Origin of the sequence: Pseudomaricurvus hydrocarbonicus, from assembly GCF_011602365.1 — a bacterium.
Taxonomy (GTDB): domain Bacteria; phylum Pseudomonadota; class Gammaproteobacteria; order Pseudomonadales; family Cellvibrionaceae; genus Pseudomaricurvus; species Pseudomaricurvus hydrocarbonicus.
The window spans coordinates 230,230-254,316 of the sequence record NZ_JAAONZ010000002.1 but is presented as its reverse complement, the minus strand read 5'-3'; the positions used below and the strand labels follow the sequence as shown (position 1 = coordinate 254,316).

The window sequence follows — 24,087 nt, the reverse complement described above, 5'->3', positions numbered from 1 at the left end:
TAAGAGGGGCTGCTCACAGTTAAGAGGGACTGCTCTCAGTTAAGAAGGGCTATTCTAAGAGCAGGTTATTTGTGTGAGGTCGGTATGAGGCGTTTTTGAGGCGCGCCGGTTGGGTGGTCTGTTGATTTTTTACGGTGCAGTTCGTCACGGCAGGTCGTCACAAATGCCCTATGGCATCCTGTGCAAAAACCGGCTAGTCTGTCACGGAAGATAATAGTACATTTGTACAAAATATGGCGGCACCCAGCCTTTGATCCTTTTTACACAGCCGCGGTACGCAAAAATAAAGTCTTTAAGGAAAGAATAAAGTCTTCAACGAAAGAATAAAGACACCACAAAAACAATTAAAACTCATCAGCATCGGAGAAATTTCATGCCTTCAGCACTTCAGATTCAATCGACGTTATTGGAAAACGGCACACTGCAGGTGGCCCTGGCCGATGTGGGAATACCCACGCCAGAGGCTAATGAGGTGGTGGTGAAAATTGAGGCTGTGCCCATTAACCCTTCAGACTTGGGGACTTTGTTTGGCCCGGCGGACATCAGTCAGGCAGAATCCCGGGGTGAGGGGGCCGCGACCGTGTTGTCGGCGCCCTTTCCCGCCGAATTGATGGAGCGCTTCGAGGGACGGGTTGGACAGGCATTAACGATAGGCAACGAAGGCGCCGGGGTTGTGGTTGCCGCGGGCAGCAGTGATGAAGCCCAGGCCCTGTTGGGTAAAACCGTCGCCCTGTTTGGTGGCAGCATTTTTGCCCAGTACCGGGCGGTGCCGGTGGCCATGTGTTTGCCGCTGTCTGAGGGAACTTCCGCCAAAGAGGGCGCTTCCTCCTTTGTGAACCCGCTGACGTCTTTGGCCATGGTGGAAACCATGAAAATGGAAGGCCACAAGGCCCTGGTGCACACGGCGGCGGCGTCGAACCTCGGTCAGATGTTGAACAAGATTTGTCTGGCCGATGGCATCGAGCTGGTGAATATCGTCCGCAAACAGGAGCAGGTGGATATCCTCAAGGCGCTGGGGGCCAAGTACATCTGCAACAGCAGCTCTGACACCTTTATGGCGGATTTGACCGATGCTCTGCATGAAACAGGCGCCACTATTGCCTTTGATGCGACCGGTGGCGGGCAGTTGGCGGATCAGATTTTAACCGCCATGGAAGCCGCAGCGGCGCGCACACCAGCGCCATACAGTATGTACGGCACGGATGTCTTTAAGCAGGTGTATCTCTACGGCAACCTCGATCTCACGCCGACCATCCTGACCCGCGCTTATGGACGTGCCTGGAGTCTCACTGGCTGGCTGTTGACGTACTTTCTGGCGAAAATTGGGCCTGACAAGTGGAATGAAATGTGCGGCCGGGTGGCCCGTGAATTGAAAACCACCTTTGCCAGCCAATACACCCAGGAGGTGTCACTGGTCGAAATGCTGGATGCGGACATTGCCCGCCAGTACAACCAGAAAACCACGGGTGAGAAGTATTTGCTCTGTCCACAAAAGGGGCTCTGATCACAGGCTAACGCTCTGATTTTGGGGCAAAGCTCGGACCTTGGGCAAAGTTCTGATTTTGGGGCAAAGCTCGGAAGTAGGGGTAAAGTTCTAAATCGGGTTAAAGCCCGAGGCTGGCAGGTAAACACAGATGTCATGTGCATGAGGGCTCCGCTATACTGTCCTCATACACACAGGGCTCGCGGGATGGCCTTTCCAGACCGTCCTGCGTATCCTGCTTTTAGAGCTTACATCAGGTTTAAGAACTTACTTCAGACGGCCTTTGGTTGACGACACATTATGATTGAAGAACAGAAAAACAACCCACTACACGGTGTGAAGCTGGAAGCTTTACTGACAGATCTGGTGGATCACTATGGTTGGGACGCACTGGCCAGTGCGATCAACATCAATTGTTTCAAGAGCAATCCCAGCATCAAGTCGAGCCTGAAGTTTCTGCGAAAAACGCCGTGGGCGAGAGAAAAAGTCGAAGGCTTTTACCTGTATAAATTCAAACGTCTGCCCAAGCCTGATGACGAGCAATACGAATTGCCACCCAGGGATCGAACAATTCCCTTGCACCAGAAGCCCCGGGATCCGGTCGTGATTGAGGTGGATAAGTCGGAGCGTCCCAAACGTTCCAAGCCACAGCCCAAGGCGACGGGGGATGCGTCATTTCGATCCAGCCCCGGACACTCTGACGCGAAGCCCGCGGCAAACAAGTCCTCAGCGTCGAGCGGCAAGTCGGACGACCCCTGGGCCAAATGGAAAAGCAAGCATTCCAAATAGCCCTTCACGGGTGGTCTAGCGTTCACGGCGGTTATTCTTTGGCTTTCGCCGCGGCTATATAAGCCATAAATTCTTTGTGGTTGGCTTCCCGGTCAGCGTCAATCTTTTGCGCGATGGGGGTGCTGGCCATCAACTCGCTCCACTCCGACAACCCCGGAATGTCCGTCGCCAGATCCCAGTGCAACAGGGTGGTGGCGACTTGTTTGGCGACGTTCAGGACGTAGCGTAGATAAATGTCAGCCGCGCTCAGCTCGTCGCCCAGCACGTAAGGCGAGAATTTGGCCAGCGTATTGAGGCTGTTGATGCCACGGGTCAGCATGGCGCGAACTTCCTTCAGGGTGTCTTCATCCGCGGGGGCATTGACCAGCAGCGAGGGCAACAGGCGTCGGGCGGGCAACTCGATATACAATTCCGAAATTTTCATCAGCTGGCGAACCTGGGCGCGTGCGTCCGCATCGGCCGGGTAGAGGGGGTTGTCAGGGTACGCATCTTCCAGATAATCCACCAGTACGGTGCTTTCCGAGAGGTGTGTGCCGGATTCGGTGGTCATGGATGGGGCTTTGCCCATCGGGTTCACCGCCAGCATTTCCGGGGTTTGGGGGTACACAATGTGCTCTTCAAAGGGAATGCCTTTCTGCAGCAGAGCATGCTTAACAATGTTGTGGTAGTTGGAGGAGGGGAAACCGTGGAGCGTCAGCATGGTATTCAGGCCTTTATGGTCGGGATGAGTGAAGTGGTCTCAGATGTCATACCCGGGGTCAGGTGCCGCGGGAGTATGGTGTTCAGACCGTGATCTTGCCCAACAGTATAGTGAACTGTGGCCGGTTGCCAGAAAGAGGGGGCAACTTTGCCCGGTGCCCACGCCATGTCACAATGGCATCTATTATGGCCAAGGCTGTGGGTGGTTCATAAAAAGCGAATAATGACTAAGGAAAGAGACAATAATGAAAAAGCTACTGATCGCGGTGTTTATCCTGCATGTTCTGGTCGAAGGGCTGGTCGGGCTGTTGCTTATTGTGGCGCCGGCAAAAGTGGTCCCCACGCAAGACCCGGCTTTGTTGATGTTTGCGGTGAACTACGGTTTTGCCGCTGTGACCATGGCCAGCGTGGTCTTCTGGACCTGGTCACAGCGGGATAACTTTCGCACCATGGGGGTGTCACTGGGCGTACTGGCGACCTTCCACACCGCGCTGGCGATGGCGTCGGTGCAGATGCTGGCCGCGGGAGGCTCCCTGGCGGTATTACTGATTCATACAGCCCTGGCCGTCCTGTTCTGGGTGTTGTTTTTCAATCGCCGCCAGTGGTGTGTGGAATAAGGCACGAAAATGGAAACCTTATCCGGCGCTCAGATCAGGTATCGGCGCCGGGCGCTCAACCATCACATTATTCTCAACCATCACATTATTTAGGACGCGTTATGTCTACCACCGTTGTCACCTTTGAATACGAAAAAGAAACCAAGAACAGCGTGCGCTACAAAGAAGTGCCGGAAGAGGGCAAGGCCCCGATCGTCGGCACGCTCTATGTCCAAAAGTGGTTTGCCGGTGACGCCAAAACCCTGGCGGTCTCGATTGAGAAAAAATAAGCTTGCATGGAAGCTTGGCGGTAACGCTTGAGCGTCCAGGTGGTGACTGCCAACTTAGCCCTTTACGCCAACTTAGCCCTTTGCGCCAACTTTTCGTACAATAGCTGTCATATGATTTATTACCGGAAGCGACCATGTTAAAAGCCCTGTTCCTCGATATGGATGAAACCCTGTGTGACACGAAAAAGGCAAACGCTGAAGCTCAGCAATTGCTGGGTGAAGCCGCCCAGCAGGCCTATGGTGCAGAGCATGACGGCTTTGATGGCCAGATCTTCAGTGCGGCCTATGTCAAAGGGATCTATCGTGAGTGGAGTGAGGCTCAACGTGCCCGCTATATGCCGATCATTGAGCAGCGCAGCGAAGGGGCTTATCGGGTCCAGCTGATTCGGGATTTACTGGCCGAACAGGGCATTAGCGACGTGCCGGAGGAGGACGCCCAGGCCCTGCAGGATAAGTTTGATCACGATCGCATCACCGCCTTTAACTTCTACCCCGGCATTATGGAGTTTCTGACAGAAGCGCGTCAGTTGTTAACGTTGGTCGTGATCACCAATGGCCCGGAGTATTCCCAAATCCCCAAGGTGGAAGCCATTAAGTTGGCCGAACACGTTGATCACATCATTATTGGTGGACAGGAGCCGGAGCAGAAGCCGGCGCGCTCGATTTTCGAAAAGGCCTTGAAACTGGCCAATTGTGAGGCTCATGAAGCCATTCATGTGGGCGACAGTCTGGCGGCTGACATCGCCGGTGCCCACAACAGCCACATCACTTCGGTCTGGATTCAGCACCAGCAACCACTGGATGCCGAGCTGGGCATCGAGCCCAGTCACACGGTTATGCACCCCGATGAGATCCCGGAGCTGATTTGGCAATTGCACGGGCAATAAGGCCTGGTTGAGCGCTTAGTAACCAGTTTGTCTCGACTTTACCCCTCTAACTCTCTATAGTGCGCAGCTTTTGGGCTCGCGCCCTACGCCTGTATTTTTGTGACGCTTTCTTCCGGGAAAGGTCAGCATCTGTGTCTTAGCACACCGTTATTCGCCGTTACATTAGCAACCACATTAGCCTTTACCCTTTAGGAAGTATCCCTTGATCTCCACCGCGAACATCACCATGCAGTTTGGCGCAGAGCCATTGTTTGAAAATATCTCCGCCAAATTTGGTAACGGCAATCGCTACGGTTTGATTGGCGCCAATGGCTGTGGCAAGTCCACGTTCATGAAAATTCTCAGCGGGGCTCTCACGCCGACTGCGGGTAATGTCTCCATCACTCCGGGTTACACCGTCGGGACGCTGAGCCAGGACCAGTTCGCGTTTGAAGACTACAGCGTGGTGGATGCGGTGATCATGGGCGATGTGAACTTGTGGAAGGTGAAGCAGGAGCGCGATCGTATTTACAGCCTGCCTGAAATGTCGGATGAAGATGGCATGAAGGTCGCGGATCTGGAAGTTGAATTCGCAGAAATGGATGGCTACAGTGCCGAAAGCCGTGCCGGCGAGATCTTGTTGTCTGCCGGTATCGACGAAGAGTTGCACTTTGGTCCCATGTCGCAGGTCGCGCCAGGTTGGAAACTGCGGGTGTTGTTGGCACAAGCCCTGTTCGCCAATCCGGACATTTTGCTGTTGGATGAACCGACCAACAACCTCGACATTCACACCATCAACTGGCTGGCGACCGTGCTCAATGAGCGCAAGTGCACCATGATCATTATTTCCCACGATCGTCATTTCTTAAATTCTGTCTGTACTCATATGGCCGACATTGATTACGGTGAGCTGCGCATCTACCCCGGTAACTACGAAGCCTTTATGGCCGCGTCGTCTCTGATCCGCGAGCAGTTGCTGACGGAAAACGCCAAGAAAAGCGCCGAGATCGATGAGTTGCAGGCGTTTGTGAACCGTTTTTCGGCCAATGCGTCCAAGGCCAAGCAGGCCAGTTCCCGCGCCAAGAAAATGGACAAGATCAAGCTCGACGAAGTGAAGTCATCCAGCCGCATGACACCGTCCATCAGCTTTAAACAGTCGAAAAAGCTGCACCGTCAGGCGTTGGTGCTGGAAGATTTGGGGCACGGCTTTGAGGGAGAAACCCTATTTGCCGGTGGTGATTTGATTCTGGAGGCGGGCGCCCGGCTGGCGGTGATCGGTGAAAACGGCGCCGGCAAAACCACCTTGCTGCGCTGCCTGATGAAGCAGCTGCAGGCCAATGCGGGGGAGATCAAATGGGCAGAAAATGCCGAAATCGGTTACTGCCCGCAGGACAGTACGGCCGACTTTGACAGCGACCTGAGTTTGTTTGAGTGGATGTCTCAATGGCGCACCGCCAAACACGACGATTTGATGGTGCGCGGTATGCTGGGACGTTTGCTGTTTACGGCCGACGACGCCAACAAAAAAGCCAAGGTGTGTTCCGGTGGTGAAAAGAACCGCCTGTTGTTTGGCAAATTGATGATGATGGACAACAATGTATTGATCCTGGATGAACCGACGAACCACATGGATATGGAGTCCATTGAGGCGCTGAATCAGGCGCTGAAGAAATACGAAGGGACCATTATTTTCGTCAGCCACGACCGTGAATTCGTCACGTCACTGGCCACCCGGGTCATTGAAATCAAAGATCAGGAGATGATCGATTTTCAGGGAACCTACGATGAATATTTGGCCAGTCAGGAACTGTCAAGGGCGGTCGCGTAATGACTAACAACGATATCCTGCGCCGCTTGCGTTACGTGTTCGATTTGCACGATACTAAAATCGTCAACATGTTTACCTCCGTGGGCGAAGAGGTGGCGCTGGAGCAGGTGAACCGCTGGCTGAAGAAAGACGATGACCCCTACTTTAAACGCTGCAAGGACCAGCAGCTGGCGATTTTCCTGAATGCCCTGATTATTCTTCGCCGCGGCCGGCGCGAAGGCGTGATGGTCGAGCATGAGCGCAAAATCACCAACAACCTCGTGCTGCGCAAGCTCAAGATAGCGATGGACTTTAAAAGCGATGATGTTCTGGCGACCCTGGCGCTGGCGGGAATGACCATCAGTGACCACGAGCTCAGTTCCTTTTTTCGCAAGCCGGGCAACAAGCATTACCGCGAGTGTAAGGACCAGATTTTGCGTAATTTTATCGATGGCTTGCGCATCAAGCTGCGCGGTGAGGGCAATCCTGACCCTGCAGCTACAAAGGCCATGACTTCGGAAGCCACTGCACCGAAAACCACTGCACCGAAAACCACTGCACCGAAAACCCCCATTCCGAAAACAACAGCCGCAAAACCCGCAGACTCTCAATAGGCTCGACCGCAATTAATAGGCACGACCGCATTCAATTGGCACAAGCGCAATGGCACGGGGATGATACAAATCGTCCCCGATACCGGAGTGGTGATTCACTTAAGAATTAACCAACTCTTTTTATAGTCTTACCGGTTCTTTCCAGAAGCCTTCATCCCTGGTGTGGCAGGCTTTGCGCTGGCTTGCGTTCATTTCACAATGGCGTGTTTTATCCATCAGATTTAGCCTCTGACCCCGCACAACTTGCAACCCCGGTTATTCCCTTCCATAGTGATAGACAAGATTCATTAATGTGTTTGTGCGCCTGCACAAGGCATCAGCCATGAAGAGTTTGACGGGTTTATTGCAACCTGGATTGATCGTTTTGCTGCTCTGGTGTTGGATTCCTGCCGCCAACGCCGAAGGCGATGTGTGGCTGGTGGATATCCAAGATGCGATCGGCCCTGCCACCGCAGACCATATGGTTCGGGGCCTGGAGCAGGCACAGCAAGCGAACGCGGCCATGGTGATCTTGCTGATAGACACCCCCGGCGGGCTGGACGTGGCCATGCGCGGCATGATCAAGGCGATTCTCGCGGCCGAGATCCCGGTCGTGGGCTATGTGACCCCTCAGGGAGCCCGGGCGGCCAGCGCCGGCACCTACATTCTTTACGCCAGTCATGTGGCGGCGATGTCGCCAGCCACCAATCTCGGGGCCGCCACGCCAGTCCAGATGGGGGCGCCGTCTTTGCCCGGCCAAGCGGATAAAGACCCCGATCAAACCTCGAACCCCTCCCCGAATCCATCGCAAAAACCGTCGCCGAAGCCGTCATCGGAGGGGAGCGACACCTCCGAAGGTACTGATGAGGGCGCTGACACCCAGGCCTCCCCCGCAAAAGCCAGGACGCCAGTGCCTCAGCCTGGCTCGGCCATGGAGCGCAAAATAATCAATGACGCCGTGGCGTACATTCAGGGGTTAGCCACTCTGCGTGGTCGCAATGCGGAGTGGGCCGAGCGAGCGGTACGCGAGGGTGTGAGTTTGCCCGCAGAACAAGCGCTGGAGATGGGTGTGGTGGATCTTGTGGCGACCAGTGTCGAGGATTTGCTCGAACAGCTGGATGGCCGTCAGATCAGCCTGCAGGGGGCAGACTATACCTTTGCGACTCAGGAAATCGCCATACATTATCATCCGGTGGATTGGCGCAGTGCGTTCCTCTCTGTCATTACCAACCCCAATGTGGCTTATATGCTGATGTTGATTGGGGTATACGGGTTAATTTTTGAATTTTCCAACCCCGGCGTTGGCTTGCCGGGCGTACTGGGCGCGGTGTGTCTGTTGCTTGCCATGTATGCGTTTCAGGTGTTGCCCGTTAGCTACGCGGGGCTGGGTCTCATTTTTCTGGGGATCGGGCTGATGACCGCCGAGGCGTTCGCACCGAGCTTTGGCATTTTGGGGGTGGGCGGCATCATCGCCTTTGTGATGGGCTCGATCATCCTTATGGATACCCGTCTGCCGGGTTATCAAATTGCCATGCCGCTCATCGTGGGTTTTGCCGCTTTCAGTGCCTGCGTGCTGATCTTCGCTCTGGGGTTGGTGCTCAGGGCGCGTAGACAGAAAGTGGTGACAGGGTTGAGCCATATGCTGGGGGCGCAGGCAGAAGTAGAGGCTCTTCATGGTGACACCGCCATGGTGAGGCTGGACGGCGAGCTGTGGCAGGTGCGCAGTGACGAACCCTTGCAGGTGAATGACAAGGTCACAGTAAAAGATGTGGATGGAGTGTTTTTACAGGTACAGAAAACCCTGGAGCATCAGGCCCATTCCTAAGCACATGGATGGACCGTCGCAATGACCAGGCCAGCACTGTGGACGACCGGTTAGCGCTGGCTAGCCTGGCGGGTACATCAAATCGCTTTGACCGGTAAACCCAATGCCCTCAAGGGTACGCTTAAGGAGAGTCGGTATGTTCCTCATTGACCTGCAAGTTGTCAGCTTGGTTTTAATCATGCTCACACTGTTGTTTCTGATCTCGATGTTTCGGATCTTACGGGAGTATGAACGGGGTGTGGTTTTCATGCTGGGGCGCTTTTATAGAGTCAAAGGCCCCGGGCTGATCATCTTGATACCCATCTTGCAGCAAATGGTGAGGGTGGATTTGCGCACGGTGGTGATGGACGTTCCAACCCAGGACGTGATCTCCCGGGACAATGTGTCGGTGAAGGTCAATGCCGTCATTTACTTCCGCGTGGTGGACCCGCAGAAGGCGATCATCCAGGTGGAAAACTTCTTCGAGGCGACCAGTCAACTGTCGCAAACGACCCTGCGCTCGGTGTTAGGTCAGCATGAACTGGACGACATGCTGGCGGAGCGAGACCGTTTGAATGCGGACGTGCAGGCCATCCTGGATAAACAGACCGACGCCTGGGGGATCAAAGTGGCCAACGTGGAAATCAAACACGTTGATCTGGATGAAAGCATGATTCGTGCGATTGCCAAGCAGGCGGAAGCGGAACGGGAGCGTCGTGCCAAAGTCATCCACGCTCAGGGGGAATATGAGGCGTCGCAAAAATTGTTGGATGCCGCGAATGTCCTGTCTCAGCAAGAGCAGGCGTTGCAGCTCCGGTATTTGCAAACGCTGGTGGAACTGGCGGGGGATAAAAGCTCTACCATTGTGTTTCCGGTTCCGATCGATCTGATCAATACCCTGAAAAAGTCCTGAAGCCGCCGCTGCATATGCGGCAGCCCGCGGCTTTGACCCAAGGTCAGAGCCGCTTGGGAACTCAATCCGGCAGGGTCACATTGAGCTCAAGAATCGAGCAATCGCCGTTGTTCTCGAGCTGGACATCAATGTGTTCCTGATCAATATTCACGTACTTGCGGATCACTTCCAAAATTTCCTGCTGCAGGGCGGGCAGGTAGTCCGGCTGATTGCGCTTGTTGCGCTCGTGGGCCACGATGACTTGCAAGCGCTCTTTGGCAATGGAAGCCGTATTCTTTTTGGTGTTTTTAAAGTAGTCAAAAATACTCACGCAGACCTCCTGAACAGGCGCTGGAAGAAGCCCTTGCTCTCTACCGACAGGAAGCGGTGATCAACTTCTTCGCCCAGCAGTCGAGCCACCGCATCTGCGTAAGCTTGTCCGGCATCGCTTTCTTTGTCGTGAATGATGGGCAGCCCCTGGTTGGAGGCTTTGAGCACGGATTCAGAATCCGGAATCACGCCGAGCAGGGTGGTCGACAGGATTTCCTGAACGTCATCGACGCCCAGCATGTCGCCACTTTCTACACGACCGGGATTGTAGCGTGTCACCAGCAGGTATTCTTTAACGGTCAGGCCTTGTTCTGCTCGACGGGATTTGCTTTGCAGGATGCCCAGAATACGATCCGAGTCGCGCACGGAAGACACTTCCGGATTGGACACCACAATCGCCGTGTCGGCAAAGTAGAGCGCCATAAAGGCGCCGTGCTCAATACCGGCCGGCGAGTCACAGATAATGTACTCAAAGCCGTGCTCAATCAGTTCATTCAGGACTCGCTCAACACCCTCTTTGGTGAGGGCGTCTTTGTCGCGGGTCTGGGAGGCCGGCAGAATGTACAACTGTTCGCAGCGCTTGTCTTTGATCAGCGCTTGCTTGAGGGTCGCCTCACCGTTGATGACATTGACAAAGTCATACACGACGCGACGCTCACAATTCATGATTAAATCGAGATTACGCAGGCCAATATCAAAATCAATGACCGCAGTTTTATGTCCGCGCATGGCAAGACCGCTGCTGATCGCTGCGCTGGTGGTGGTTTTGCCCACGCCACCCTTTCCGGAGGTTACTACAATTATCTTGGCCAAGAGTCTTCACCTGTAGTTGTGGATAAATTAAGTTGAGGAGAATTAAGCGTTGATGATTATTGTTCGTTCACTTAATTCCGGTTTAAGCGTTTTTTGGATTGTTCACAATTCAGTCGTTCAAAATTCAACGCAGTGGTTCAATGTTCAGGGTTTCATCGGTCAACGATGCCTGAACGGATTTCTTCCAATGCTTGTCACGCAAGTCTTCATTAACTCGAAAGTAACCGGCAATCGAAATCAGTTCCGCTTCCAGGCTCTGGCAAAACACCCGAGCCTCTGTATTCCCGTTTACGCCAGCTAATGCCCGGCCCCGCAGAGGGCCATAGACGTGAATGTTGCCGTCGGCTAATAACTCAGCGCCGGCGGATACGGGAGCCAGCACAATCAGGTCGCCACCGGCGGCGTAAATTTGTTGACCGGAGCGCACTGGGGTGGTGATGACCTTGGTTGGCACAGGCGCAGAGCGGGCGGCCCCGGTCGAGTCAGTCGCTGGTTGACCCGTTTCAAGAGCTGGAGCGCCAACGGGTGAAAACAAGTCGTCAGTGACAGACTCTTCGCTATCGTCAGAGGAACCTTGCGCTGCTGAAGACTGTTCTTGGGTCGAGGGCTCCTTTGCCGCTGATGGCTCTTCTTGAGCTGAGGGCTCCTTTTCCGCTGAGGGCTCCAGAGCCACCACCGGCTTTGTACGGCTGTTGGCCAATATGGCTAAATTCAGCTCTTTGGCGGTCGCTTGCAGGGCTTCATCGGCACCTCGTAAGGCGACAATGATCAAACCGAATTCGAGACACAGTTGTTGGATCGCCTGCAAATCGAGAGCCTGAGCGTCGTCTTCAAAAAGTTCTAAACTGAGTACTGCCGGTGCTTGCTGAAAAAAGCTGGGTGCTTCAGCGACCTTGAGTGTGAGGTCGGTACGCAAGCGTTGTAAATCACCGTTGGCGAGTTCTATCAATGTTAAAGGGAATAGCCCCCCTTTAAGGCGAAAGCTGGGAGCTGACGACGGCTGATCCATCGCTACACAGGAATCTACACTCATGAAAAACACATTACCTATTAGTCGTCGGTTAGCTTTACCGAACGAAGACTCAGGGTTTATACCGCGTCGGTTTGCGCTAAGCAAGGTTCCAGCTACTCTATTTTTTGAGTGGGGATAATGCGGTGCGCTTAATGATTATCTTTCGATCGATTCGAATAAAATGCAACCGAAACAGTTGTGTTTTGGGATGTGACGCACACTCATCACTTGATACACTTGCGGCCCAATGTAAGCTGTCACCAACGCTGCAGCAACCGTCGGTAAACAGCCACCCTTAACAAGGCCTTGCCAAGCGAGTCACGCATGGTACACGGCCCAATGAGTAGCCTGTTGAATGACGAGGAGTCGTCTGTTTAATAGCGAGTAGTGGTCTGTTTAATAACGAGTAGTGGTCTGTTTAATAAACAGCCAAGGCGGTCGGTGATCCAGTGCCGAAGAACAGCTAGTGCTCAAGAACGGCGAGTGTTTCAGAACAACTGAAGACGTGATGAAAAAATCGAAAGTCGCAAGCAAACCTGATTGAAGAGATTCATATGACAACCACGAATGTGACCTGCCCAAAATGCAACGCCAAAAACCGTCTGCCCAGTGATCGCCTGGGCGATGGGCCCAAGTGCGGTAAATGTAAGCAGCCTATCTTTGCCGGCAAACCGGTGGAGTTGTCGTCAGCCAATGTGGCCGCGGTACTGAACCACAACGATCTGCCGGTGTTGGTGGATTGTTGGGCGCCCTGGTGTGGCCCCTGCAAAAGTTTCGCGCCGGTGTTTGAGCAGGCGGCTCGCGAGCTGGAACCGCGTTTGCGTTTGGCCAAATTGAATACGGAGGCTCAGCAGGGCATTGCCGGACGTTGGCAGATTCGTTCCATCCCAACGCTGATTTTGTTCAAAGCCGGTAAAGAGGTGGCGCGTATGTCCGGGGCTATGCCGCTGGGGCAGTTAAAGCAATGGCTGGCTCAGCAGGGCGTTGTCTAAGCGGCTTGCAGAGAGTTGTTGCCAGCCTTCCGTACAGTCCGGGGTCTGCGAACAGTCCGGGGTCTGTGAGGAAGGCCTAATCCGGGGTGCCCGCTAACCCAGGCGCTCCTTCAGCCAGCGAGAAATTTCCTGAATCTGCGGCATGCACACTTCGTGTTGCATGGGGTAGGTGGAATAGAGTGGCTGGTAGCCCTTGGTTTGCAGCTGTTCGACCGCGCGCTGCCCCAGCAGCTCGGGTACCACCGGATCCTGAGTGCCGTGAGAGACAAAGATGGACAGATCCTCATTGGCGGTGCTGGGTTCGACGGTGGCGTGGGTAGCAAAATAGGTGGACATGGCCATCAAACCGGCGAGGGCTTTGGGATAGCTGAGCGCCGTCTGATACGCCACCGCACCGCCTTGAGAAAAACCGGCGATCACAATGTTGCGGCTATCAATGCCGCGTTCAATTTCGCGATCGATCAGCGCTTTGATGGCTTCTGCCGATTGTAAAATCTGTGCTTCGTCGATCTTGCGATCGATGTCCATGCTCAAAATGTCATACCAGGCCGGCATCACCATGCCGCCATTGACCGTCACCGGAATACTGGGGGCGTGCGGAAAGATAAACCGCACACCGAGAGATTCCGGCAGTTTTAGTTCGGGCACGATGGGGGCGAAATCGTTGCCGCTGGCGCCCAGGCCGTGTAACCAGATGACCGCCGCGGTGGCGGGCGCAGTCGGTTCAATTTCAATACAGGGTAGGTAACTCATAGGGCGGGCATCTCATGCTTTCGTCGGTGTGGGGTAATTTTTTTGCTGGCCGCACAGCTTACCTTTGCGTCCGTGGCTTGTCGATCCGGGCAAAATACGTATACTGATTAAATGTACAGTATTTTCAGATTTGCTTGCCACTTCATTAAATTTGCACGCCTATGATTTTATACATCGCCGAAAAGCCCAGTCTCGGGCGCGCTATCGCCAGCGCCATACCGGGCTCTCACAAAAACGCCGAAGGTCACATTCAGTTGGCCACTGGTGATGTGGTGAGCTGGTGCATTGGTCATCTGCTGGAACAAGCTGAGCCGGACGCTTACGACCCGAAATACAAAAAGTGGTCTCACGATACCCTGCCGATTGTGCCGCAGGAGTGGAAGCTGATTCCCAAGCCCAAAACCCGCAAACAGCTGACGGTGTTGCGCCAGTTGATCAAGCAGGCCGACCAGCTGGTGCACGCCGGGGACCCCGACCGCGAGGGGCAATTGCTGGTGGATCAGGTGATCGATTATCTTGGCGCCAGCGCGGCCAAAAAACAGCAGGCCCAGCGCTGCCTGATTAACGACCTCAACCGGCCGGCGGTACAGCAGGCGCTGTCACAATTGCGCAGCAATCAGGATTTTGTACCTTTATCCACCTCGGCCCTGGCAAGATCCCGGGCCGACTGGCTCTATGGCCTCAACATGACTCGTGCCTATACCCTGCAGGGCAAGCAGGCCGGGTATCAGGGCGTGTTGTCGGTGGGGCGGGTACAAACCCCGGTATTGGGTCTGGTGGTCAGGCGCGATCACGAGATTGCTCAGTTTGTCCCGCACGATTATTACGATGTCTGGGCGCACTTGTGGACGTCAGCGGGAGCAAAGGGCAGCGATAAGGAAGGCTTTAAAGCGAAATGGGTGCCCAGCGACAGCTGTGCGGATTTTCTCGACGAACAGGGCCGCAACCGCTCTAAACCGCTGGCAGATAATGTGGCGACCCGGATCACGGGTCAACCGGCCGAAGTGGTCAGTTACAAACGCCAGCAAAAGCAGCGCCCGGCGCCTTTGCCGCACAGCTTGTCGAGCTTGCAAATAGACGCCAACAAGGCGTTTGGCTTGAGCGCGCAGCAGGTGTTGGATTGCTGCCAGGCGTTGTATGAAAAGCACAAATTAATTACCTACCCCCGATCGGACAGCCGGTACTTGCCGCAGGCGCACTTCGCCCAGGGGCAAGCTGTGGCCCAAACGGCGGTGAGCAACATGGAGACTCTGCAGCAGCCCCAGTTCCGGGAGGCCATGACGCAGGCGGTGTTTACCCGCAAAAGCCGGGCCTGGAACGATAAAAAAGTCGATGCCCACCACGCCATCATCCCGACGCAAAAGCAACTGACCCGACTCAGCGAGGCCGAGGCAAAGGTCTACCAGCTGGTGTGCCGAAACTATTTAGCGCAATTTTTGTTGCCGGAAAGCTACGCCGAAGTCCGCACGGAAATTCGCATCCTCACCGGCTTATTTGTCGCCAGGGCCAAGCAGATTACCGAGCCCGGCTGGACCTGTCTGTTCCCCAAAAAGAATCAGCCGGTGTCGCCAGAGGCAGAAGATGAGGTGACAGTCGCCAGCTTGCCGGTGTTGGCCGTTGGCGATCGCTTACATTGCGAGCGGGGCGAGGTCGTGACCAAGCAAACCACGCCGCCGAAACCGTTTACCGATGCGACACTGTTGTCGGCCATGACCGGCATTGGGCGTTTCGTGTCCGACCCGCAATTGCGCAAGATCCTTAAAGACACCGACGGCCTGGGCACCGAAGCCACGCGGGCCGGGATCATAGAGCTGTTGTTCAAGCGGGGCTTTTTAGTGCGTAAGGGCAAGGCCATTCACTCCACGCCTGCGGGGCAGGGATTGATCGCCGCCTTGCCTGACAGTGCTACCTGGCCGGACATGACAGCCCGCTGGGAATCTGAGCTGGAGTCGATCAGCCAGCGGGAGACAAAATACAGCCAATTTATGACCCCGATGGTGGATAGCTTGTATGGTCTGCTTGAGCAGGCGAAGACCTCATCATTCCATTCCCTCAAAGGCTTGGGGGATGGCAAATCGCAGTGGAAAAAGTCGCAGAGCAACAAGTCGCAATGGAAGAAGCCGGGGCGGCGTCGCTCCGGCAAGTCAGGCAGCAAGACAACAGCGAAAACCTGATGTTGTCCGCTTGTGGATCTATCATTGCAAACCCGTTGGTGCGGTAAGTTGGTGCCACCCGCGGAGCTAGTGCAACAACTGGGCAGCCGCCAACTCCGCCGCCTGATCGGTTTCGCTGATCACCTTGTACAACTGGTCCACCTTGCCCTCCAGGCCAAGCAGGCTGGTGATGGAAAAGAGGGAGTTGTCCAACGCCCCCAATGCCGTCACCCGGATGCCGCGTGAAATGGACGGTGCCAAACATAATTGAATCAGAGAGGCGTGCAGCTCTTCCAACACATGGCGGGCCTGAGTCAGTTTGCCCAGCGCCGAGAAGGACGCTGACAAGTTGTGGGACGCCGCAATCTTGAGTGGCAAGTAGTTGTGATTACCTTGCAGTGGCCTCAAATCAATCAGCAGTTGTGAGATGCCCAGTGCTTGAGAGAAATGGTGGCACGCCTGAGTAAAATCCCGGTTGTTGTGGTACAGCTTGCCGGTGTGCATGCATTGCTGAATGAGTGACAGGGCCTTTTCTGGCGAGCGGGCTATCTGCTGACGATGTTCGGGGCACAGCGTGGGCATACAAAACATCCTTTTATAAATGATAATCATTATCGTTAATTGTCTGGCGCGAACCGGAATTTGTCAACCGTGAATGATCAGCTGAAGATAGGGAACAGGGAACAGGGAACAGGGAACAGGGAACAGGGAGCAGGGAACAGGGAACAGTAAACAGGGAACAGGGGGTTGCGGGTGAGCGGAATGATGGCTCAAGGTCATCCTCGCCCCAGGGGGCGGGGCAGCGAAAAAGTGCCTGGCTGAAGTGCGGGCTCTACGGGTCACTTAACGCAAGTAAGCCAGGCAGCTGATCAAGAAGCCCCGTAACGCGGACGATGTGACGGGGTGGTTAGAGCTGCAGCAGACCTTTGAGTCCAGCCAGCAGGACACTCAGGCCTGACAGCATCAGCAATCCCATCGCCCCGCGACGCAGGGTTAATTCACGGATGGGGGGCGTAAAGCGCTTGCTGAGCCAGGTGCAGACAACAATCCAGGGGACGCCGGCGGCAATCAGCCAAAACACGTCGGCAGGCACGTCTGACATACTGGAGACGATGGCGATGCGCAACACGGCCGTCGCCCAGAACACGGCCAGCAGGGTGGTCAAAATGGTTTTGATGGGCAGCGGTTGGCGGTAGGCCAGATACGCGATGGGTGGCCCAAAAGCGGCGAACAGCCCGCCGGTGATGCCGGCGATGGTACCGGTACCCACTACCACACCGTTGGAAGAACGCTGTTCCAGCGGCTGGGGTTTTTGCAGCATCAACAGGCCGCACAGAATAATCGTGATGCCAAAGGCAATTCTTAAACCGTCCTGGGAGTGGGTGCTGAGACTGTCCAGTAGCCACACACCGAAGATGGCACCGGGAATACAGCTCACCAGCATCCAGCCCAGCAACTGCCGGTCGACATGCTGTAAAGCACCTCGCAGGGCGGTGGTGGAATTCACCAGGCTCAGAAAACTGACGGAGTAGGCCAGTACACTCAGTGGCAGCACATTAAAAGCGCCGCCCAGGCTCATCACGATCAAGGCAAAGGCAAAACCGGTATTGGTTTGGATGTAACAGGCCAGAGCAAAGATGGCGAAGGTCAACGCCAGTGTGCTGTAAGTGAGTTCCAAAGTTCAGCCCCTGAAAGAAAGTGAAAGCGCGAAAGCATAGCAGGCTATTGTAAGGGATACTCTTGCGCGAACACTCCGGCCAGGTGAGGGCAGAGAATCAGTCCAGTGTCAGGGGTTAACACAGCGCCGATTGTTGTCAGGCAAAGGCAAGCGCCAAATAAGTGACTGATAAAAGTACGCTTTTCTCAAAAAATGGCTTGACTCATCTAAGACCCATCCCTATTATACGCGCCTCAACAGCAACGCATCCGTAGCTCAGCTGGATAGAGTACTCGGCTACGAACCGAGCGGTCGGAGGTTCGAATCCTCCCGGATGCGCCATGTTAAACAAAAAAGCCCGGCCTTGTGCCGGGCTTTTTTGTTTAACCGGCTCATGCCGGTCGGGTGAGAACCTCCTCAGGTTCGACCGATTGCCCAGCAATCGGGACTTCGCGTAGCGAACCCGCAGGGTGTTAAAAGCCCCAAGGCTTTTAACAGTCCATCCTCCCGGCTCGGTGGCACAATCTCACTCTCTATCCCCGAATTTATTTCAGCGTGCATCCGGCCGGCCTTGTGCCGGGCTTTTTTGTTTAACCGGCTCATGCCGGTCGGGTGAGAACCTCCCCAGGTTGATTCGGTGCGTCCTGCACATCACCCTTCGGGCTTCTTCGAAGTCCAAATTTGATCCCGTCAAATTGGTCGATTGATTGCAAAGCAATCAAGACCGCCAAAGGCGCCCGCAGGGTGTTAAAAGCCCTCAAGGCTTTTAACAGTCCATCCTCCCGGCTCGGTGGCACAATCCAGTTACTGAACTATCCCGAATCTATATCAGAGAGCATCTAGCTGGACTTGTGCCGGGCTTTTTTGTTTAACTCTGTCGTGTTTGGTCGGCAAGAACTTCAGTTGGCTCGGTCGCATAACCCTGCTGCTCTATTCTCAAGTCTATTTAACAGCCCATCCACCGATCTCGCTGTTACCAACCAGCTATCCAATCATTATCTGGTCTGCGCCGTAAGCCGATTTGTTCCGTGGTTGCGGGCGCAATGACGGGGTGCGTCCAGGGTGTCATCATGTTGGTTAACGATGCCAAACACGTTGCCATTGACGAAACGCCCGGACTCGATATCCTCAATAAAGTATTGGCACGAAGCGGGTGCCTGTTCGGGGAACAGCTGAAGCTGTATGGTGCCTTGGGGCAGGGAAAATTCAACGTACATACACACAACCATTGATGACGGATGGAGAAAATACTTCATGTTGGGCAGCAACAAAGAATTGTATTACGACGCGCATTTCAGTGCTATCAAACAGCGCTATACGCACGTGCTGGAGCGTTTTGAGGTCGAGCAATTGCTGATCTTCAGTGGCGCCGTGTCGTATTATTTTCTCGACGACATTGATTATCCCTTTCGCGCCAGTCCGCAATTTAAATTTGCCTGTCCCGTCGGCAATGTGCCCAATTCCTGGGTGATTTGGCGGTTGCACGCCAAGCCGCTGTTGTTGCTCTACCGTCCCGTTGACTACTGGCACAGTGTCACCCCGATGCCGAGTGAGTATTGGACTGAACATTTCGACATCGAAACCCTGCAGACACCGGAGCAGGCCAAGGCGTATGTTGACCCGGCCTGCAAAACGGCGTTTGTGGGTGAGGCTGCGTCCTGGATGGGGGACTGGGAGTTGGGCGTGCGCAATCCGCTCGAGTTGATGGCACGCCTGGATTGGCAGCGGGCGGCAAAAACCGACTACGAGCAGGCCTGTATGGCCGAGGCTAACCGCATTGCGGCCGGTGCGCACGTTGCCGCGCAGCAGGCGTTCTTGTCCGGCAGCAGCGAATTCGACACCCATCTGGCCTACTTGAAGGCGGCAGGGCAGGGCGAGCAGCAGCTGCCCTATGGCAATATCATTGCCTTTAACCGCAGCGCGGCGATTCTGCATTACACCACTCTCAATACGGAGCGTCCGTCACAGACCCAAGCCAACAGTTTCCTGATTGATGCCGGCGCTAGTTGTCAGGGCTACGCAGCGGATGTCTCCCGCACCCACCTGTCGCCCGGTGCGATGACCGGTTCACGCGCCAAGGCGGCGGAGCAATTTGCCCACTTGATTGAGGCGATGGACTCCATGCAGCTTAAGCTGGTGTCGCAGATTGAGGTTGGCGTTTCCTACGTCGACCTGCATCTCAAGGCTCATCGGTATCTGGCGGAGATTTTGGCACAGTTCAAACTGATTACCGTGAGTGCGGAGGCGGCCTTCGAGCTGGGCATTACCCGCAGCTTCTTCCCCCACGGCCTCGGTCACTTCCTGGGCATTCAGGTGCACGATGTGGGCGGGCAGCAACTTAACGACCGAGGCGGAAAGGTACCGCCACCCGAAGGCCACGAAGCGCTGCGCACCACCCGGCGTATCGAAGTCGATCAGGTGTTCACTATTGAACCCGGCCTCTATTTTATCGATATCCTGCTGGACGCCTTGCGCAGGAGTGACCACAGCCGTGCGGTAAACTGGACGCAGGTAGAGGCTCTCAGACCGTTTGGTGGAATCCGCATTGAGGACAATGTGGTGGTCAAACCCGACCGGGTGATCAATCTGACTCGTGACGCGTTCGCCAGCCTGGATTGCTGACTGGATTACTGGCAGGCACCGCCGAAGGGGCGAGGTACAGGCTGCTGTGAAGAAAAAAAAGGACTGGAAGGCATGAACAAAAGGGGCAGCATGGATACCGCCCCAATCACTTACAGCGGCTGACAGCCCTGCACGGCCAAACCAATATTGACGTAAGTCAGGGCTTGCTCGTAGCGCTCTGCGGCACTGGTGTTGTTGGCCACCGCACTGACATCCAGTTCTGGATTGATCATTTCGACCATCTGTACCCAGGCGTCGACCGAATTGCGATCCTGTTTGTAGGCGTTAAAGGCGGCGTAAATTTGGTCACAAGACAGTCCGTTCATGCCGGACATGGACATGTGGCCCAGCTGGCCCGCAGTCTGACAGCCCGTCAGCAGCAGTACGCTAAAAATCAGTTTTTTCATGGTTTCCCCAAAGTGGTCTTACAAAGTTTTTAAGTGGTACAGGCAGCATCAACAGCTCGATATCAGCAATAGCCCATGGATCTGTCGGTCGCGGCGGGGGCTATTATTTGGGTTTTGCGGGTTCAGTGCCAGCATTCAATGCAGGTTTCGTGCGGTGGGGCGGCAAGATTGAGATCAATGCACGCATTCAGGCGGTGAGCCAACAAACCAGTACCTCGGGTAGGATTCAATGGCCAAGTCCTGAAATGTCCCCTAGCTGACAGACTTTTCGGTCTATCTTGTAGATTGTTGACCTTGGTTGTATTGCATGAGATGACCAAAAATTATGGCTGTGACACTGCGCCACAGTCTCAGATAATCATAGTTTAGGAGTACTTTACACATGGCCGCGTATGCGATTTTTGATGTTGAAATTTACAATATGGAGCGCTATCAGGAATTTATGGCCAAAGCCAAGCCGGTCGTTGAATCCGTAGGGGGTAAGTACTTGACCCGGGGTGGCCCACACAAAGTCTACGAAGGAGATTGGGAGCCACGCCGAATCGTTATCGCTGAGTTTCCTTCAGTCGAGGCCTTTGAAGAATTCTACTATGGTGATGTTTACCGCGAGCTGAAGCCAATTCGGGATGAGTGCAGTTCGGCACGTCTTGTGAGTGTTGAAGGGATTTAATCTCAGTTGCTGACAAGCTGCTTCTGGAGGTGGGTAAAATGTTACCCGCCTCAAGATATGTTCTTGGCCATTTCTTTATAACGTTATTGTCACTTCTTTACCAGCTTGCCCATCAGGGGAATCAGTGTTGTGGCAGATGTTCCAGAGTCATGATGGAATAGGCAAAGGCGGTCTGCAAGGAAACGCTATTGAATGGATCTTAACCTCATAGCCACCCGCTGAAAAACTGGCAACTATCAGGCAGGGTATGAATAGATGCTGATTATCGATAAGTAGGGGGTTAATTTTTCCTGGTTATTTTAGATTTGAGTATCAAAAAAATATACAGGAAAAGCTGCCGGTTATGAGGTTTATGCATCGCCCTGACCGGGCAATCGGGATCAAAGTTGAACATTTCGGGTTCTTACTTTGACCTCAAGCACCGCCCCCAAAAACACCGCTATGTGCGGCGTAAAATCGTCATACCGAGTAGGCCCGCGAGCAGCAACAGCAAGCTGCTGGGTACGGGCACTGTACCGTTGTTGTCTGTCACTGCTGAAGCCACGGCATAGATGTATTCGCGGGAAAAGCAGTCGGAGTCGGAGCAGCCATTGGTGAAGCCCTCCTGCGCCCAGGCGAGGCTTTGGAATATGTCGACCTGACCATTGGGAAAAGTTGTGATGGCTTGGCCCCAGCTGAACAGAAAGAGCGGGCCAGGATCACCCAGCGAGGTGCCTGCTGCAGTGGAAAACTCCAGAGCCAGATTGCCATTGTTCATCCAGATGTTGCTGTTGAGGGTGCCGCTGAGGTCGGAATAGGTACCCGTGACAGTACTCACGTTATAGTCACCAACGCTGGTATTAATCAGCAGAGCCTGGGATTGCAGTGGCAATAGTATTAACAGGGCAAACAGGTATTTATTCATTGTGGCTGGGTCCAATAAGTGTCGGGAATTAACGATGATGTTATGGGTGGTTAAGTCCTGGCGTGGTGTCCAGCAGCTCTTCCATGGAGTTGTCGCGTTTGTTTAAAGCCAAAGAAACCTTATAAGCAGGTTTTGTACCAATAATTTAAAGGCCAGAGATATCAGTGGGTTGCAGTATCAATGGGACTCGCTGCGCGTGAGATTGTAAATTTTTTTGACAGTTATGGCGGATGTCCCGCTATTAATAGCTCGTCCGGTACAGTCGACCAGTTGCAAGTAATCACTCATCGAGTAAGGCCGGCCGTGTTGTTCTGTGGGGTTGAAGGTATCTTGAAAGGGCAATAATAGAGGTTGAATTGAGGTTCAATGCGCGGCGCGCTCCACACACCATGGCCCATCTGACATTGCGCGATACACACTGATAATAGAATGTTTCAGACGGAGAGTTTGGTTGCTCGTGAGGTCTGTGCATGACAATCAGCACGATAATATCGGCATCAATAAAGTAAGTTCTGAAGCTATTAAGCGAGGGGTTAAATGGCAGGCACAGATTGTGCGGGTTGTTCATAATTTGAGCAGAGATGCGAGGCTATTGCATACAGCGCTCGGATTTTGAGGGGCTTGCCTGGTGAATTTTCCTTATGTTAAGAACCACTCTATCTGTACTTGACTCCAGAGCCTGGCTTCCTTAATATGCGCGCCCTGACAACGCATCCGTAGCTCAGCTGGATAGAGTACTCGGCTACGAACCGAGCGGTCGGAGGTTCGAATCCTCCCGGATGCGCCATATTAAACAAAAAAGCCCGGCCTTGCGCCGGGCTTTTTTGTTTAACCGGTTCACTCCGGTCGGGTGAGGAACTCCCCAGGTTCGACCGATTGCACAGCAATCGGGACTTCGCGCAGCGAACCCGCAGGGTGTTAAAAGCCCCTAGGCTTTTAACAGTCCATCCTCCCGGCTCGGTGGCACAATCCAGTTACTGAACTACCCCGAATCTATATCCGAGCGCATCCAGTCGGCCTTGCGCCGGGCTTTTTTGTTTAACTCTGTCGAATGTGGTCGGCAAGAACCTCCCCAGGTTGATTCGGTGCGTCCTGCACCTCACCCTTCGGGCTTCTTCGAAGTCCAAATTTGATCCAGTCAAATTGGTCGATTGATTGCAAAGCAATCAAGACCGCCAAGGGCGCCCGCAGGGTGTTAAAAGCCCCTAGGCTTTTAACAGTCCATCCTCCCGGATCGGTGGCACAATCCAGCTACTGAACTACCCCGAATCTATATCCGAGCGCATCCAGTCGGCCCTGTGCCGGGCTTTTTTGTTTAACTCTGTCGTATTTGGTCGGCAAGAACCTCCTCAGGTTGATTCGGTGCGTCCTGCACCTCACCCTTCGGGCTTCGTCGAAGTCCAAATTTGATCCCGTCAAATTGGTCGATTGATTGCAAGGCAATCAAGACCGCCAAGGGCGCCCGCAGGGTGTTAAAAGCCCCTAGGCTTTTAACAGTCCATCCTCCCGGATCGGTGGCACAATCCAGCTACTTAACTACCCCGAATCTATATCCGAGCGCATCCAGTCGGCCTTGTGCCGGGCTTTTTTGTTTAACTCTGTCGAATGTGGTCGGCAAGAACCTCCCCAGGTTGATTCGGTGCGTCCTGCACCTCACCCTTCGGGCTTCGTCGAAGTCCAAATTTGATCCCGTCAAATTGGTCGATTGATTGCAAAGCAGTCCATTCTCGCGTGGCTAACACGAATCCCATATGCAAATGACGGCCCTGTGCCGGACTTTTTTGTGTAACTCTGTCGAAAAGGGTCAGCAAGAACCTCGGCCCGCTGCCATCACTACCTCGATTTAACTCAACTTCTGTGACTCACTAGACAAAATTCACCCCCCTTCGTGATGCGAAAGCTGGTTAAATTCTTTCCCTCAAATTTTCAGTTCACACCCATTTACACACTCTCTT

The 24,087-nt window shown here is 54.2% G+C and carries 23 protein-coding genes and 2 tRNA genes; 16 read left to right on the top strand and 9 right to left on the bottom strand.

Annotation, left to right across the window (positions count from 1 at the left end; all coding sequences use genetic code 11):
- Positions 1–373: 373 nt before the first annotated feature.
- Positions 374–1,504: a zinc-binding dehydrogenase gene (locus G8770_RS03385; protein ID WP_167181766.1), complete on the top strand. Its 1,131-nt coding sequence runs from the start codon at positions 374–376 to the stop codon at positions 1,502–1,504.
- 279 nt (positions 1,505–1,783) lie between these two features.
- Positions 1,784–2,272 carry a VF530 family protein gene (locus tag G8770_RS24775; protein WP_167181764.1) on the top strand — a complete coding sequence of 163 codons (489 nt, stop codon included), beginning with the start codon at positions 1,784–1,786 and terminating at the stop codon, positions 2,270–2,272.
- 31 nt (positions 2,273–2,303) lie between these two features.
- Here G8770_RS24775 and G8770_RS03375 read toward each other — a convergent pair whose 3' ends face one another.
- A complete protein-coding gene (locus G8770_RS03375) occupies positions 2,304–2,972 on the bottom strand; it encodes a glutathione S-transferase family protein (RefSeq protein ID WP_167181763.1) in 669 nt (222 codons plus the stop codon).
- A gap of 244 nt (positions 2,973–3,216) precedes the next feature.
- Between G8770_RS03375 and G8770_RS03370 the strand changes: the two genes are divergently transcribed.
- The 7 genes from G8770_RS03370 (at position 3,217) to G8770_RS03340 (ending at position 9,840) form a co-directional block, all read left to right on the top strand.
- Positions 3,217–3,588 carry a hypothetical protein gene (locus tag G8770_RS03370; RefSeq protein ID WP_167181761.1) on the top strand — a complete coding sequence of 124 codons (372 nt, stop codon included), beginning with the start codon at positions 3,217–3,219 and terminating at the stop codon, positions 3,586–3,588.
- A gap of 101 nt (positions 3,589–3,689) precedes the next feature.
- Positions 3,690–3,857, top strand: coding sequence for a hypothetical protein (locus tag G8770_RS03365; protein WP_167181759.1), 168 nt, complete (start codon positions 3,690–3,692; stop codon positions 3,855–3,857).
- 134 nt (positions 3,858–3,991) lie between these two features.
- Positions 3,992–4,744, top strand: a complete 753-nt coding sequence (locus G8770_RS03360; RefSeq protein WP_167181757.1) for an HAD family hydrolase — start codon at positions 3,992–3,994, stop codon at positions 4,742–4,744.
- A gap of 202 nt (positions 4,745–4,946) precedes the next feature.
- Positions 4,947–6,551: an ABC-F family ATPase gene (locus G8770_RS03355; protein WP_167181755.1), complete on the top strand. Its 1,605-nt coding sequence runs from the start codon at positions 4,947–4,949 to the stop codon at positions 6,549–6,551.
- Entirely contained in the window at positions 6,551–7,144 is a 594-nt protein-coding gene (locus G8770_RS03350; protein WP_167181753.1) for a YehS family protein, read from the top strand. The genes G8770_RS03355 and G8770_RS03350 overlap by 1 nt, the downstream gene beginning before the upstream one ends.
- Before the next feature lie 322 nt (positions 7,145–7,466).
- Positions 7,467–8,948, top strand: coding sequence for an NfeD family protein (locus tag G8770_RS03345; RefSeq protein WP_167181751.1), 1,482 nt, complete (start codon positions 7,467–7,469; stop codon positions 8,946–8,948).
- 136 nt (positions 8,949–9,084) lie between these two features.
- Positions 9,085–9,840, top strand: a complete 756-nt coding sequence (locus G8770_RS03340; protein ID WP_167181749.1) for a slipin family protein — start codon at positions 9,085–9,087, stop codon at positions 9,838–9,840.
- 61 nt (positions 9,841–9,901) lie between these two features.
- Here the strand turns inward: G8770_RS03340 and minE are convergent, their stop codons facing one another.
- The 3 genes from minE to minC form a co-directional block, all read right to left on the bottom strand.
- Positions 9,902–10,150 carry a cell division topological specificity factor MinE gene (minE, locus tag G8770_RS03335; RefSeq protein ID WP_167181747.1) on the bottom strand — a complete coding sequence of 83 codons (249 nt, stop codon included), beginning with the start codon at positions 10,148–10,150 and terminating at the stop codon, positions 9,902–9,904.
- On the bottom strand, positions 10,147–10,962 hold the full coding sequence (gene minD / locus G8770_RS03330) for a septum site-determining protein MinD (protein ID WP_167181745.1): 816 nt from the start codon (positions 10,960–10,962) through the stop codon (positions 10,147–10,149). The genes minE and minD overlap by 4 nt, the downstream gene beginning before the upstream one ends.
- Before the next feature lie 124 nt (positions 10,963–11,086).
- Complete coding sequence (minC, locus tag G8770_RS03325; protein ID WP_208022020.1) at positions 11,087–11,995, bottom strand: septum site-determining protein MinC; 909 nt, start codon at positions 11,993–11,995, stop codon at positions 11,087–11,089.
- Between the two features lie 533 nt (positions 11,996–12,528).
- Here minC and trxC point away from each other — a divergent pair.
- Positions 12,529–12,966 (top strand): thioredoxin TrxC, encoded by a 438-nt coding sequence (trxC, locus tag G8770_RS03320; protein ID WP_167181743.1) that lies wholly within the window; start codon positions 12,529–12,531, stop codon positions 12,964–12,966.
- A gap of 93 nt (positions 12,967–13,059) precedes the next feature.
- Here the strand turns inward: trxC and G8770_RS03315 are convergent, their stop codons facing one another.
- On the bottom strand, positions 13,060–13,719 hold the full coding sequence (locus tag G8770_RS03315) for an alpha/beta hydrolase (protein ID WP_167181741.1): 660 nt from the start codon (positions 13,717–13,719) through the stop codon (positions 13,060–13,062).
- Positions 13,720–13,880: 161 nt separating this feature from the next.
- On the opposite strand from G8770_RS03315, the gene G8770_RS03310 reads away from it, so the two are divergent.
- Positions 13,881–15,893 (top strand): DNA topoisomerase III, encoded by a 2,013-nt coding sequence (locus tag G8770_RS03310; protein ID WP_167181739.1) that lies wholly within the window; start codon positions 13,881–13,883, stop codon positions 15,891–15,893.
- A gap of 66 nt (positions 15,894–15,959) precedes the next feature.
- Here the strand turns inward: G8770_RS03310 and G8770_RS03305 are convergent, their stop codons facing one another.
- Both G8770_RS03305 and G8770_RS03295 read right to left on the bottom strand, forming a co-directional pair.
- Positions 15,960–16,454 (bottom strand): hypothetical protein, encoded by a 495-nt coding sequence (locus G8770_RS03305; RefSeq protein ID WP_167181737.1) that lies wholly within the window; start codon positions 16,452–16,454, stop codon positions 15,960–15,962.
- Positions 16,455–16,779: 325 nt separating this feature from the next.
- A complete protein-coding gene (locus tag G8770_RS03295) occupies positions 16,780–17,550 on the bottom strand; it encodes a sulfite exporter TauE/SafE family protein (RefSeq protein WP_167181735.1) in 771 nt (256 codons plus the stop codon).
- Positions 17,551–17,794: 244 nt separating this feature from the next.
- On the opposite strand from G8770_RS03295, the gene G8770_RS03290 reads away from it, so the two are divergent.
- The 3 genes from G8770_RS03290 to pepQ all read left to right on the top strand — a co-directional run bounded on the left by G8770_RS03290 (position 17,795) and on the right by pepQ (position 20,151).
- Positions 17,795–17,871 (top strand) — tRNA-Arg (locus G8770_RS03290).
- Between the two features lie 728 nt (positions 17,872–18,599).
- The gene (locus G8770_RS03285) at positions 18,600–18,761 is read left to right on the top strand and encodes a hypothetical protein (protein WP_167181733.1); all 162 of its coding nucleotides are present in this window, start codon (positions 18,600–18,602) and stop codon (positions 18,759–18,761) included.
- Between the two features lie 22 nt (positions 18,762–18,783).
- A complete protein-coding gene (pepQ, locus tag G8770_RS03280) occupies positions 18,784–20,151 on the top strand; it encodes a Xaa-Pro dipeptidase (RefSeq protein ID WP_167181731.1) in 1,368 nt (455 codons plus the stop codon).
- Positions 20,152–20,261: 110 nt separating this feature from the next.
- On the opposite strand, the gene G8770_RS03275 is transcribed toward pepQ, so the two are convergent.
- Positions 20,262–20,558: a hypothetical protein gene (locus G8770_RS03275; RefSeq protein ID WP_167181729.1), complete on the bottom strand. Its 297-nt coding sequence runs from the start codon at positions 20,556–20,558 to the stop codon at positions 20,262–20,264.
- A 382-nt stretch (positions 20,559–20,940) separates the two neighbouring features.
- Between G8770_RS03275 and G8770_RS03270 the strand changes: the two genes are divergently transcribed.
- Entirely contained in the window at positions 20,941–21,228 is a 288-nt protein-coding gene (locus tag G8770_RS03270) for a DUF1330 domain-containing protein (RefSeq protein WP_167181727.1), read from the top strand.
- A gap of 439 nt (positions 21,229–21,667) precedes the next feature.
- Here the strand turns inward: G8770_RS03270 and G8770_RS03265 are convergent, their stop codons facing one another.
- Positions 21,668–22,132 (bottom strand): PEP-CTERM sorting domain-containing protein, encoded by a 465-nt coding sequence (locus tag G8770_RS03265; protein WP_167181725.1) that lies wholly within the window; start codon positions 22,130–22,132, stop codon positions 21,668–21,670.
- Between the two features lie 710 nt (positions 22,133–22,842).
- On the opposite strand from G8770_RS03265, the gene G8770_RS03260 reads away from it, so the two are divergent.
- Positions 22,843–22,919, top strand: a tRNA-Arg gene (locus G8770_RS03260).
- Positions 22,920–24,087: the final 1,168 nt, after the last annotated feature.